The organism is Shewanella sp. UCD-KL12 (assembly GCF_001957125.1).
In the GTDB taxonomy this organism is placed as follows: Bacteria; Pseudomonadota; Gammaproteobacteria; order Enterobacterales; family Shewanellaceae; genus Shewanella.
The window spans coordinates 216,964-230,481 of the sequence record NZ_MPHJ01000006.1; the positions used below are offsets into that span (position 1 = coordinate 216,964).

Annotated in this window: 11 protein-coding genes; 2 read left to right on the forward strand and 9 right to left on the reverse strand. The window is 43.3% G+C overall.

Annotation, left to right across the window (positions count from 1 at the left end; all coding sequences use genetic code 11):
• Window positions 1–30 precede the first annotated feature (30 nt).
• From BM736_RS13095 to dnaK, 3 genes are all read right to left on the reverse strand, one after another.
• Window positions 31–831: a M48 family metallopeptidase gene (locus BM736_RS13095; protein ID WP_076412853.1), complete on the reverse strand. Its 801-nt coding sequence runs from the start codon at window positions 829–831 to the stop codon at window positions 31–33.
• Between the two features lie 603 nt (window positions 832–1,434).
• The gene (dnaJ, locus tag BM736_RS13100) at window positions 1,435–2,568 is read right to left on the reverse strand and encodes a molecular chaperone DnaJ (protein WP_076412855.1); all 1,134 of its coding nucleotides are present in this window, start codon (window positions 2,566–2,568) and stop codon (window positions 1,435–1,437) included.
• Between the two features lie 125 nt (window positions 2,569–2,693).
• The gene (dnaK, locus tag BM736_RS13105) at window positions 2,694–4,616 is read right to left on the reverse strand and encodes a molecular chaperone DnaK (RefSeq protein WP_076412857.1); all 1,923 of its coding nucleotides are present in this window, start codon (window positions 4,614–4,616) and stop codon (window positions 2,694–2,696) included.
• Between the two features lie 380 nt (window positions 4,617–4,996).
• On the opposite strand from dnaK, the gene BM736_RS13110 reads away from it, so the two are divergent.
• Window positions 4,997–5,914 (forward strand): DMT family transporter, encoded by a 918-nt coding sequence (locus BM736_RS13110; RefSeq protein ID WP_076412859.1) that lies wholly within the window; start codon window positions 4,997–4,999, stop codon window positions 5,912–5,914.
• A gap of 149 nt (window positions 5,915–6,063) precedes the next feature.
• Here BM736_RS13110 and BM736_RS13115 read toward each other — a convergent pair whose 3' ends face one another.
• The 4 genes from BM736_RS13115 to bla form a co-directional block, all read right to left on the reverse strand.
• Complete coding sequence (locus BM736_RS13115; RefSeq protein ID WP_076412861.1) at window positions 6,064–6,732, reverse strand: hypothetical protein; 669 nt, start codon at window positions 6,730–6,732, stop codon at window positions 6,064–6,066.
• 865 nt (window positions 6,733–7,597) lie between these two features.
• Entirely contained in the window at window positions 7,598–8,233 is a 636-nt protein-coding gene (locus tag BM736_RS13120; protein ID WP_076412862.1) for a CatB-related O-acetyltransferase, read from the reverse strand.
• 490 nt (window positions 8,234–8,723) lie between these two features.
• On the reverse strand, window positions 8,724–9,152 hold the full coding sequence (locus tag BM736_RS13125) for a GNAT family N-acetyltransferase (protein WP_076412865.1): 429 nt from the start codon (window positions 9,150–9,152) through the stop codon (window positions 8,724–8,726).
• A 224-nt stretch (window positions 9,153–9,376) separates the two neighbouring features.
• The gene (bla, locus tag BM736_RS13130; RefSeq protein ID WP_083700154.1) at window positions 9,377–10,243 is read right to left on the reverse strand and encodes a metallo-beta-lactamase; all 867 of its coding nucleotides are present in this window, start codon (window positions 10,241–10,243) and stop codon (window positions 9,377–9,379) included.
• 248 nt (window positions 10,244–10,491) lie between these two features.
• Here bla and BM736_RS13135 point away from each other — a divergent pair, with 248 nt between their 5' ends.
• Window positions 10,492–10,755, forward strand: coding sequence for a hypothetical protein (locus BM736_RS13135; RefSeq protein ID WP_076413046.1), 264 nt, complete (start codon window positions 10,492–10,494; stop codon window positions 10,753–10,755).
• Between the two features lie 231 nt (window positions 10,756–10,986).
• On the opposite strand, the gene BM736_RS13140 is transcribed toward BM736_RS13135, so the two are convergent.
• Both BM736_RS13140 and proB read right to left on the reverse strand, forming a co-directional pair.
• Window positions 10,987–12,261, reverse strand: a complete 1,275-nt coding sequence (locus BM736_RS13140) for a glutamate-5-semialdehyde dehydrogenase (RefSeq protein ID WP_076412867.1) — start codon at window positions 12,259–12,261, stop codon at window positions 10,987–10,989.
• Between the two features lie 56 nt (window positions 12,262–12,317).
• Window positions 12,318–13,436 carry a glutamate 5-kinase gene (proB, locus tag BM736_RS13145; protein ID WP_076412869.1) on the reverse strand — a complete coding sequence of 373 codons (1,119 nt, stop codon included), beginning with the start codon at window positions 13,434–13,436 and terminating at the stop codon, window positions 12,318–12,320.
• Window positions 13,437–13,518: the final 82 nt, after the last annotated feature.

Below are 13,518 nucleotides of genomic sequence, written 5' to 3' on the forward strand. Positions count from 1 at the left end.
TTAAAAAGAGTGATCTTAATAACCTTATATTTATTTTGCTTTTTGACAGCTATTTTGCACTTTGCCTTTGCTTGCCTGATAAAGAGGCATTACTTGGGCCTGCATTTTGGTCAAATCATTAATTCTATGACTATGGGATGGGTGCGTTGATAATAGCTCAGGCCCTTGGTCCCCACCCTGTTTTGCCATATTCAACCAAAGTTGCATGCTTTGGTTAGGATCAAAGCCAGCTCTTGCCATCAGCTCGACGCCCATAACATCAGCTTCACTCTCTTGCTCACGGCCATATGGCAAAATAAAACCAACTTGAGTGCCTAGGCCTAATGCGGCCATATAAAGATCTTTATTGCTGACACCGCCAGCCCCCAATGCAGCATCGGCAAGCTGCATCCCCATTCCCGTCATCTGTGCACGTGACACCTGCTCATTACTATGATTTGCAAGCACATGTGCGACTTCATGACCTATAACAGTAGCCAGTTGGTCTGCATTTTCAGCGACCTTTAATAGACCGGTATAAACACCTATATACCCTCCTGGCAGAGCAAAAGCATTGACCTGTTGTGAATCAAAGACAACGACTTCCCAATTGACTGATTGATCAGGTAGAACCGCTGTTACCCGCTTTGCAACACAGTCGACATAGCTCACTAGTTTTTTATCCCGACTTATTTTTTCCTGCTGTTTCATCTGGGCAAATGATTGCTCACCCATCTGATTGATCTCTTGCGATGAAAACAGCAGTACCTGCCCACGTCCCGTTGGAGATTGATGAGTGGCACAGCCCGAAGCGATAAATACAGAGATAAGTAAAATAAACAGCGATTTCATGAATAGCGGGTCCTTTGTAATGCAATTCCTAGGTTCTAGGCAGATTCTATCAAACTTCCATTAACTTTTAGCGATACATTGATGTCACAATTCAGTTTCTTTCGAATAGTGATGATTATAGGAATGCTTCTAGATTCAGAAAGAGTTTTCGTGTTGGCACAAATCCCCCCTCCATAGATGTCCTTGGGAGCGAGGATAAGTACATCCATGTATAAAGAATCCACCTTCTAAAGAAGGTGGCTTTGTATTAGCCCCCTAAAAGGGAGCTTTAGCTACCGTGCATCTGCAAGTCGCCGTAAATATATCCCTATAGGCTCTACTAAATCATCCCTGATTTAGAAGCTTGCACTGCACTACTCGCTAAACCTCTGCACAACATCTGGCATACAAAGGCTATACCTGAATGAACTTATAAGCTGTGTACCCCATAGATACAATAATCGACTCTCCCCAGATGATCTCACTTTAACAAGATACTTTCAGGCAAAGCCTAATTGATGATAATCACCTACTGAAGTAGATGGTTTAAGGCTGAAAACAAAAAAACCTCGCGGAGCGAGGTTTTATCAATTTAATTGCAGCGATATCGCTGTGAAATTAAATTTAGGTATTCAAGTCTTGAAAGAACTTCTTCACGCCATCGAAGAAACCTTCAGCTTTCGGACTGTGCTTCTTTGAAGCGCCAGTACCACAAAGGGTTTCATCGAATTCACGCAACATCTCTTTTTGACGCTCATTAAGATTAACTGGCGTTTCCATAACAACCTTACAAAGCAGGTCGCCAACAGCATGGCTACGAACAGACTTAACCCCTTTACCACGCATACGGAACATACGACCGGTTTGCGTCTCTGAAGGTATCTTAAGATTAACCTTACCATCGAGAGTAGGTACTTCAATCTCGCCGCCTAAGGCCGCTTTTCCGAATGAAATAGGGACTTCACAGTAAAGGTTATTACCATCACGTACAAAGATAGAGTGCTCACGCACACTGACCTGTACATATAAGTCACCAGGAGGTGCACCGAATTCACCGGCTTCACCTTCACCTGATAGACGAATGCGATCGCCATTATCTACACCAGCAGGGATCTTAACCGATAGCGTCTTGCTCTTTTCAACACGGCCTTCACCATGACACTTATTACAAGGGTCTTTGATGATCTTACCGCGACCATGACAGGTAGGACAGGCTTGCTGAACAGCAAAGAAGCCCTGACGCATCTGAACTTGGCCTTGTCCATGACAAGTACCACAAGTTGTTGGCGAAGAACCTTTCTTAGCACCACTACCATCACAGGTATCACAGGCTGCTAGGGCCGGAATTCGTAGCTCTTTTGACAGACCTTTTACAGCTTCTTCTAAAGATAGCTCTAGGTTATAGCGTAAGTCGCTACCGCGAGCAGCTTGACGCTGGCCACCGCCACGACGGCCACCACCGAATATATCGCCAAAGACATCGCCAAACACATCACCGAAATCACCATGACCTCCGCCGCCACCGCGGTTAGGATCAACGCCAGCATGACCAAACTGGTCATAAGCTGCTTTTTTATCGCTGTCGGTCAAAATTTCGTAAGCTTCTTTTACTTCTTTGAAGCTGGCTTCTGCCGCTTTATCGCCAGGATTGCGATCAGGATGAAATTTCATGGCTAAACGTTTGTAAGCCTTTTTAATTTCACGTTCGCTGGCATCACGGCCGACACTTAGTACTTCGTAATAATCTCGCTTTGACATAATCTCACGCTTTCTTTGATGAAGTTGGAGCAGATCTGCTTGCTAATCTATTAGCTCAAATCACAACTACGGGCGATAGAGTTTCCCCTAGCGCCCGTATTCAATAATTTAGGGGTTAGCCTATATTATTTTTTGTCATCTTTCACTTCTTCGAACTCAGCATCAACAACATCTTCGTCTGGCTTAGCAGCTTGTGCTTCGCCTTCAGGAGCTTGCTGACCTTGCTCTGCTTGTGCTTTAGCTTGTGCAATTTCCATCAACTTAGCAGACGCTTCCATAAGCGCTTGAGTTGACTTCTCGATAGCTTCTTTGTCGTTACCTTTAGTTGCGGTATCAACTTCAGCCATTGCAGCTTCAATCTTCTCTTTCTCATCGCTTGGTAGTGCTTCACCCGCTTCTTCGATCTGCTTCTTAGTTGCGTGAACCATGCCATCAGCTTGGTTACGCGCAGTGACTAGCTCTTCGAATTTAGCATCTTCATCAGCATGGGCTTCAGCATCACGTACCATAGCTTCAACTTCTTCGTCACTTAGACCTGAAGAGGCTTTAATTGTGATGTTCTGTGCTTTACCAGTCTTCTTATCAGTCGCTGATACATGCAAGATACCATCAGCATCGATATCGAAACCAACTTCAATCTGTGGCATACCACGTGGTGCAGGCTCAATACCTTCTAGGTTAAATTGACCTAGAGACTTGTTGCCGCTTGATTGCTTACGCTCACCTTGAAGTACATGAATCGTTACTGCAGCTTGGTTGTCATCAGCTGTAGAGAATGTCTGGCTAGCCTTAGTCGGGATAGTCGTGTTCTTCTCGATTAGCTTAGTCATTACGCTACCCATAGTCTCAATACCTAGAGATAGAGGCGTAACGTCAAGTAGTAGTACGTCTTTTACATCACCAGAAAGTACACCAGCTTGAACAGCAGCACCGATAGCAACAGCTTCATCTGGGTTAACATCTTGGCGTAGCTCTTTACCGAAGAAAGTAGAAACCTCTTCACGTACTTTAGGCATACGAGTCTGACCACCAACAAGAATCACTTCGTTGACATCAGAAACTGATAAGTCAGCATCTGCAAGTGCAACTTTTAGAGGCTCAAGTGTACGAGTAATTAGGTCTTCTACTAGCGACTCAAGTTTTGCACGAGTGATTTTAACCACTAAGTGCTTAGGACCTGTTGCATCAGCAGTGATGTAAGGCAGGTTAACTTCAGTTTGTGATGCGCTTGAAAGCTCAATCTTTGCTTTCTCTGCAGCTTCTTTAAGACGCTGCATCGCTAGCGGATCATTACGTAGGTCAAGAGATTGCTCTTTCTTGAACTCGTCAGCTAGGTAGTTAATTAGACGGTTATCAAAATCTTCACCACCTAAGTGAGTGTCACCGTTAGTCGCAAGTACTTCGAAAGTCTGCTCGCCGTCAACACTATCAATTTCGATGATAGAGATATCGAAAGTACCACCACCTAAATCGTAAACAGCAACGATGTTGTCGCCTTGCTTCTTATCGATACCGTAAGCAAGTGCAGCCGCTGTTGGCTCGTTAATAATACGCTTAACTTCAAGACCTGCGATACGACCTGCATCTTTAGTCGCTTGACGCTGTGAATCGTTGAAATATGCAGGAACCGTAATAACAGCTTCAGTAACTTCTTCACCTAGGAAGTCTTCAGCAGTCTTCTTCATCTTTTTCAAAGTTTCAGCAGAAACCTGAGGTGGAGCCATCTTCTTACCGTGAGCTTCAACCCATGCATCACCATTGTCAGCACCGATAATTTTAAACGGCATGATGTCAACATCACGCTGGACTTCATCATCTTTAAAACGACGACCAATAAGACGCTTAATCGCGAAGAATGTGTTAGTCGGGTTAGTCACTGCCTGACGCTTTGCAGGCTGACCCACTAGAATCTCTTCGCCAGTGTAGGCAATGATTGAAGGGGTAGTACGATCGCCTTCGGCATTCTCCAATACGCGTGGTGTGTCGCCGTCTAATACAGCTACGCAAGAGTTTGTTGTGCCTAAATCGATACCAATAATTTTACCCATGGGGTGCTCCTGAAATCTTTTATCTAGTGTTGCTAAATTTGTTATCTGATGGAGATATGGGGTTAGTCGAAATCTATTTCAAGCCTGAGTATTAAGTTAATATGAAATAAATCTTAACCATTAACACTCATCAAACGGCTTGTCAGTGTGTTTCAGCTCGCGCTAACGCACCCCATTATCTTGCCTTACAACCCTATATTGGGTCGTTTACATTGATTACAAGGCTAAGCTAATAAAAATTGCTCACTTAGATAATTTTTTTGATCTTTGACTCATCTTTGCAATAAGACCCAGTGTATAATGAATGCAATCTTAGAGTGCGATGGTTTATTTCACATAAGCCCGTCGTGTCGTTGTCTCTGTTGTTAAGAGTAAAGTCATTGAAACAATCAAATCAGGCCTATCTATATGGTTTAGGGGCTATCTGCCTTTGGTCTACCGTCGCTACTGCATTTAAACTGGCTTTAGCACATTTTAGTCCGCTACAACTTGTGTTTGTCGCTACTGCAGCTTCTATTGTTGCCTTAAGCACAATTTTACTCGCACAGAAAAAACTGAGCCTGATTAAAGCCCAGTTTACGGCTAGGCCCTGGTTTTACTTGCAAACCGGGTTACTTAACCCCTTTTTATATTACTTAGTACTATTTAAGGCTTACGATCTGCTTCCTGCTCAGCAAGCACTGTCACTCAATTATACTTGGGCGATTTTACTGCCTTTACTGTCAGTGCCATTACTTTCGCAGAAGCTTAGAAAAAGCGATATAACAGCGGCGTTAGTGGCCTACCTAGGTGTGTTTGTGATCGCAACCAATGGCAACCTAACCAGCTTCTCTTTTGAAAGTGGAACAGGCGTACTGCTTGCGCTTACCAGTACGGTGCTCTGGTGCCTTTACTGGATAGTGAATACCAAAGATAAAGGCGATCCTGTCGTTAGCTTGTTACTCAGCTTCTTAGTGGGCTTTCCGTTTATTTTAATCACTTTGCTGTGGACACAAGAGCTGCCTAGCTGGAATGCGCAGGCCTTTGCTGCTGGCATATATGTAGGAGTATTCGAGATGGGAGTCACTTTCGTACTTTGGTTAGTAGCCTTAAAGAAAGCTGAGCGCACAGCGAGTATCAGTACACTCGTCTTTATGACTCCAGTGATGTCTATCGGCTTTATTGCTTGGATTTTACAAGAGCAGATAGCCAAGTCTACCTATATGGGTCTGGCGTTAATCTTGACTGCACTCGCTCTGCAGCAATTGTTGCCTCACCTAAATAAGCTAAAAAGAACGACCACCAGAGAGTCCGTTTAAATCGCGCTCATAAACAAATTTTCAAAACTCATTTACCAAGCTAAAAAGCCCACTGCGTATACACATCAGTATTCACAGTGGGCTTTTTTGTTATCAAGTAAACTCAGTAATAACTCTACCTACTACCTAATCCTAAGCTTTTGTCCAGATTAAAGCTTATGGTGAACATCAATTTGACCGACACCGACATTGACATTGAGCTGACCAAAGCCAGTTTGATCTTCAGTGTGGTAACTCTGCATCACAAAGTTTCTATTCACCTCTACACTCTGCCCTTGAGAGTTCACTGAGACCTCTCCAACACCAGACTCAAGTGACATAGAGCTATATAAAATCTCATGATTAATTTCAGCATGACCTACACCTAAATCGATATCTATACTATTTTCCATGTTTGATACTTCAACTTGGCCAATACCTACATTCAGGTTAACCGCAGCTTGACGGGGTAGATAAACCACCCACTCCTGTTTCACATCATCTTGCTCCGTCACCTTAAGCTCAATCTCTTTAGCTGCCTCATTGATATCAAGTTCAACATCATCAAGATCTGTACTGCCCCATAAAGAGAACCAGTTACTTTCATTTGGCGTAACAAGCACTTCAATACGGATCTCTTGTTCATCTGTGGCAATGAATTTAGCTGAACCGATATCCATATCAAGCAGCACCTCTTGACCTGTATAGGCAAAGGTCTGAGTTAACGTTTTTGTAGTATCAGCAGATGCTGCAGTCACAGCCAAAGAGGAGAAAGCAGCAGAAACAACCATGACACTGCTTAAGGTCGCTGTAAGAAGTTTTTTAATTAGCTTATTCATTTATGCCATCCTGTCATTGAATTCCTTTGGAATATACTCAATACAAAGCAAAAGCTGCACCAAGTTTTATTTTTAATTATATTTCAAAGGATTACATGGACCTCCATTAATATCAGTGGTAGGTTTTATCAGACTTGATGGTAGGTTTCACCAATGCTTGGTTTATTTCATCATTATGCAGAAACTTGTCGGATAACAAGTTTCTGAAATATCTACAGTGGATTCATTGGGCTAGCTTTATATTTGGATGTCACCTGGTAAGCATGACTTCATTGTTATCTATTGCTTGCAGCAGGCTCATATGTAGTTACTTCTGTGGGGCGCTATAAATATGTCCCTATACGCTCTGCGGTTTCACTGATGTAAATGGGTTCACAAATGCCGTGGTGACATGGATGTCATAGAGCGGCCCTGAAACCGAAGTCCATAGCCGCACCTACATCAGGTTATGCATTTCTTCGATTTAAAATAATGTGCCAGCTAAACACGTTTCAGGACAAAAGTGTGTTTACTTGCCGGATGACAAGCTTCAAAAATCTTTACTTGGTTCATTGGGTCTAGTTGGTACTTGGCAGTATGCTATATGCCAATATTGCATACTTATCTATCGCCTGCAGCGGGCTTAAGTGCAAGTAATCTCTCGGTACGCTATAAACCCATCCCTGGGCGCTCTGCGGTTTCATCCTTGAAACCGAAGTCCTCGTGCTCACTTGCACCTCATTACTTATTTCTTCGATTGAAGTTTACTAATTTTCTCTAAATCGCTTTTGGACAGAAATGAGTTAGTGCAAAGGGGTTAAAGGCAGGATGTGGGGCTAGGAAATTAAGTTTACCCTGACCCCACACGAATTATAAGCTAAAGCAGCTATTGTTGAGCATCATAAGCTAAAGCAGCGCTTTTTAACTTTATAATGTCTGAAGCGCATAAGTATCTTTTGAGCGCCTCAAACTTTTCCGCTGACCAATCATAAACTTTTAACGACAATAGCTCATTAATAACTGGCGGCTCAAAACGATACTTAACCAACTTGGCAGGCGTACCACCAACGACACTGTATGGGGCAACATCTTTGGTAACAACACTGTTTGCCGCTACGATAGCCCCTTCTCCTATCGAGACACCCGGCATAACCATGGCTCTCATACCCAACCATGCTCCATCACCGATATGAGTGTCGCCCTTACCAATATAGGCTTCTTCTATGTACTCCATAAACGGGTACAGACAGAACCAATCCGCCCTATGTGTGTGGTTACCACCCATCAAAATAACGGCTTCAGCCCCTATACAGACGTAGTTCCCGATATATAGCTTGTCGATTTCCCATCTAGGCGCCCAGTTTCGGCTCACTTCGTCACCGTGTAGATACCTGACAACCGACTCCTCGAAACCATTATCCCAGCAATCACTGTAGTAACTGTACTCGCCTTTAACGACAATATTAGGATTGGTAACAACCTCGTGCAATAACTGGAATTTTGACCAATGTTTATTTTGCATACTTGACCTCAAGTTAGTGTTAATTAGAAATTTTAATTAATAAAACACTATCTTCGTCAATGAATTCGGGGCTGCTTTAATAAGGGAATAAGTTGCATAATTACGATTTGAAACTGTGGAAGAGACAATAATAACACATAAAATATTAATCAAAATGTGTTGCACTGCTAGCAGGGCTAAAAATGTATGCCTGACTAGTCGCAATTTAAGCTTCATCGGAAGCATTAGTTACTTTCAAAAAGTCATATCGGAAACAACTACACGGGGGCATCATGGTGAATGCAAGGAGGATAAGGGCGAGCAGCCCTCCTTGCCCTGGTGTGGAATGGAATTCCACAACTTTAATTTCAAACGAAGTTTGAACAAATACTAGAGTATTAAAAGTAGATATGAAGTTTCAGCTTTCAAAACTCTATCCACCATCAGATTAACCAAACATAAAATGTAACCTAGCTTCATTTGAAGCTAGCTGTAACTCAAGTAGACAAATTTATTGATAATTTTTTAGCATAAAATATCTTGCTGGACTACCAGGAAATTCAGGTACAGTGCCTACAATCTCAAAGCCTAGCTTTTGATAAAAAACGGGTGCTTGATAGGAGAGCGTATCTAATTGAGCCACTAAACAGCCTTGCTTTCTCGCCTCTGCCTCAGCAAGTTCCATAAGCTGACGCCCCAAACCTGTACCTCTCGTTTGCTTATCAACCCAGACAACACTTATTAAGAAGTTTTTATAGATAGTCCGCCCTGATACACCTCCTATCAACTTGCCGCTCTCGTCACGAGCAACCACAGATAAAGGCAGCGTCTCTTCGGGCCCCATATTTTCATGCTTATGCGCTCGCACACCAGCGACAAGCTCATCAAAAACAGCGCTATCTTCTTCGTTGATGACTTCAATTTGTAATTCAACTTCCACAGCATGGCCTCCAAGCCAAGATCTACAACAAACAGAAGCCTATTAACTTGTTAGCACAATGTAAAGAGCACCAAGCTATCGAGTCTAAATAATAAAAGGAGGTTTATTACAAATAACGAGAGTGAACACGGTTGTGAGCAATAGATAACCATGAAGATACAATTTAAAAACCCGCTACCAAAATCCAATATCGCTTTGACCCTAAAACACAATCAAACCTAACTTCATTTCAAGCTAGCAAACTCCTTGGTGATCGCCATGGTATGTTCAATAATCACCGCGCCTTTAACCCCTTTTCCATGTCCAGGAAATGCCAATTTCACATCAGGGTACTTAGCGTTGACTCTACTCGCGGCGTGATACCAATTTTCTAAATCGGCATCGCCAGTCCAGCCTAAATGATTTGAGTGATTAGACTTTAAAAAACAGCCACCAATCAATATCTTCTCTCCCGGTAGCCAGACAACAAGGTTATCCATGCTATGACCAGCACCAGGGAAAAATGTTTCTATTCTGCCTTTTACAAATTCGAAGTTTCGACTTAAAAAAGTATGATTAGCGACAGGCTTATCTTCCTTTTCCAATAAGGTATTGGTCATATCTGATGCATAAGTGGCAAAGCCTGCTTTATCTAGATAACCTAATCCAGCTGCGCTATCGGCGTGGTAATGCGTTACCAAGGCACCTTTTAGTGTTAAACCTTTCATTTGCAACCAGCTCATAAGATCTGGCATATCTGAGACATTCCATGGCGTATCGATAAGATAAGCATCATGATCATCGATATAAATAAATGAGTTCGCCCCCATTTTAACAGCGGGTTCATCTTCATTGAGCTGAATATCTTGATAAGATCTAACAAGATAAAGGGTTGGCGTTACCCTCTCTATATCTATCACTTCTGAAGACCAAATGGCTTGCTCCGATTTTTTTAACTCAGGTGCCTTTCGCTCAGTGCCTTTTAGCTCGATGGCATGACTTGAGCTGATACTCATAATGAAGAGTAAGATAGATGTGGGAATAATGAATGTACGAATAGAGGAAAGCACAAAATGGTACAATGAGGCTATCAAGCCAAGGCATTTATACATAACAAAGTCTTATCGGAAACGGTCCCTCCAATATATAGATCAATAGTGGCGAAAATCTGGCATGGTCATGGCAATCTGCTGTTTTGATCGTTCAGCTGCCAAATAAACTCAGCCATGCTTGTTTAAACCATAACCTCAGCGGTACAACTATAATTATAAACCCACTTCAAACAACAAACCGATCCTTAATGGAGGATTCAAGATGTTATTTCTTATACTGATTGGTATTAAACGAAGAAACGGATGCAATGGCCAGATTGCAGGCGGCTGAGAAACTAGCTACAGCCGAGCTATTTCCACCTCAAAACGTAGAAGTTATCCGGTTTGATGCCTCACCCGATCTATGGGGAGTAACCATTGTTGAGGCCAATGATGTCGAAAGCATTGCTAATGTCATCAACTCATGGCGCATCGCCTGCCCTGGAATATTTAAAACCACAAAAATATCCCCCGCACGCCCGGTACAAGAAGCCATGGCCTCTGCTGCTGAAATGATTAAGAAGCTAAGCTAACAGAATGAAAAATGTAGCCAATAAAGTAATTGGCTACATTCAGTATTATTATCAGAAGGCAAAATTAGAAAGAGAACATGCTTGTGAATAGCCCGGTGTAGATACGGCTGCGAGCCTCCCAAACATGGCCGCAAATGCATCTAGCATTTCTTCGGCATCTCCTTCGCCACTGGCGATCAGAAGTGTTCACGGCTATTCGCAGAAGTACCAGCACAAATCCGCAGGAAGCGATCAGCTCCTAGGAGTATACTCCCCTACCCCAATCCACTTATAAGTCGTTAGCGCTTCCAATCCCATAGGCCCACGAGCATGGAGCTTCTGGGTACTAACAGCCACTTCAGCGCCTAAGCCAAATTGGCCGCCATCGGTAAAGCGAGTACTGGCATTAACATAAACGGCCGCAGAATCCACTTCATTGATAAAATGGGCGGACGCGTGAATATTATCGGTTAATATGCCTTCAGAATGTCCACTTGAGTATGCTCTGATATGACTGATTGCCTCGTCGATATCATCAACAACCTTTATACCTAATGTCAAAGACAGCCACTCTTGAGCAAAAGTATCTTCAGTTGCACGCTCGATATCAAACCCTAGCTTTTCAGCAATGGCTTGCGCCTTGTCACAGCCATAAAAACTTACGCCCTGCGCTGCAAGTTTTTTAAACAGTTTAGGCAATATCTTTGCTGCAATATCTTGATGGATAAGCGCTGTATCCAATGCATTACATACGGTAGGGCGCTGTACCTTAGCGTTAGCAATCACTTCAATAGACTTTTCAATATCAGCATCTTTATCAGCGAACAGATGACAGATACCTATACCACCTAAAATGACTGGAATAGTCGCTTGTTCAGCACAGAGTCGCTGCAGATTCTGACCACCACGTGGCACTATCATATCGACATAAGTATTTAACTTTAGTAAGCCAGAAACTAAGCTGCGATCAGCGCTTTGAATAAGCTGCACACAATCAGCTGGTAGGCCTTGAGAGACAATGGCTGAGCGGATTGCTTCACTTAACGCTAGGTTCGATTGCAATGTCTCTTTACCGCCACGAAGTATCACAGCATTACCTGTTTTCAGTGCTAATACTGCGATATCAACAGTAACATTCGGGCGGGCTTCATAGATAACACCTATTACGCCTAATGGTACTCGGCGACGCGATAAACGTAGGCCATTATCTAATAGCTGACTTTCAAGTTCAGTACCAACGGGATCGGTCAGATTAATGACATTGTCGATATCGGCGATCACAGCCTTAAGGCGCTCAGCATCAAGCAGCAAGCGATCAATCATTGCATCGTTAAGGCCGTTAGCCTTAGCCGCGCTAACATCTTTAGCATTAGCGGCAATAATCAGCTCGCTACTTTCAGTCAAACTCACAGCAATAGCTTGTAACAATGCCTGTTTCTGTAACCCGTTTAAGCTTGCTAACGAGTAGCTAGCTTGTTTGGCCTGCAGTCCAAGCGCTTGTAGGTACTCTTGATTATTGTCAATCACGTCTCATCATCCTAATTTTTATAGTAGCTAGTAGTAAGGGCCTAGGGCTATTCGTTTTAAAGTACAACCATGTCATTACGATGAACTACGGCATCACCATAATCGTAACCGAGTAAAGATTCGATATTGTCAGAGTGCTCACCGGCAATTTTAAGCAGATCTTTAGCGCTGTAACGGCTCATGCCTCTCGCATACTCCTTGCCATCACTGTCGATTAGCTGCAGCGTCGCTCCGCGTTCAAACTCGCCAAGCACCTTGATAATCCCTTTTGAAAGTAAGCTACGACCTTTTTGCGTAACGGCATTAACCGCCCCACTATCTAGCACTAACTTACCTTTGGTCGCTCTTCCCGCTAAGATCCACTGTTTACGGCTTTCTAATGGATTTTCCAAAGCGGTAAAATGTGTACCTACTGGCTCTTTGTGCACCGATTTTTGAATAACTTGTGGGTGATGGCCTGAAGCGATGACCACTTCAACACCTGCTCTACGCGCAATATCAGCCGCTTCGAGTTTTGTCGCCATTCCACCTGTGCCTAGACCTGACACAGCACCACCAGCTAACTGACGCAAGCTGTCATCAATATTAACCACTTGCTTAATTAGCTTTGCATCTGGATTTGAGCGGGGATCGGCATCGAATAAACCTTGCTGATCGGTAAGTAAAATTAATAAGTCAGCATCACAAAGCAGTGCAGCACGAGCAGAAAGGTTGTCGTTATCACCGACCTTAATTTCGTTAGTCGCTACAGCATCATTCTCATTGATGATAGGAATAATTCCCTGAGCGAGCAGCGCATTGAGCGAATCTCTTGCATTAAGGTAGCGTTCGCGATCATGCAGGTCGGCGCGAGTCAGCAAAAGCTGCCCGACATGGAGTCCATAAATACTAAAAAGTTGTGACCAAGCAAGGATTAACTGACTTTGACCTACAGCTGCTAACAGCTGCTTATTGGCTACCGTATCGGGAAGTGAGGGGTAACCAAGGTGCTCGCGACCAGCTGCGATAGCCCCCGATGTACACAAAACAACTTCAACGCCGGCTTTCATCAACGCCGCCATCTGTCTTGCTAACTCAACCATATGTGCTTTATCTAGCTGTTTACTGCCAGAGGTTAATACACTCGTTCCCAACTTTACCACTACGCGGCGGTAACCAATCTCACTTAATTTCATTGTCATTATATAAAACAGAGCCGAACTTAGCGTTATACCCAATCCTGACGGCAAATGGTAGTAAGCAGGTAAAAAGAAGCGT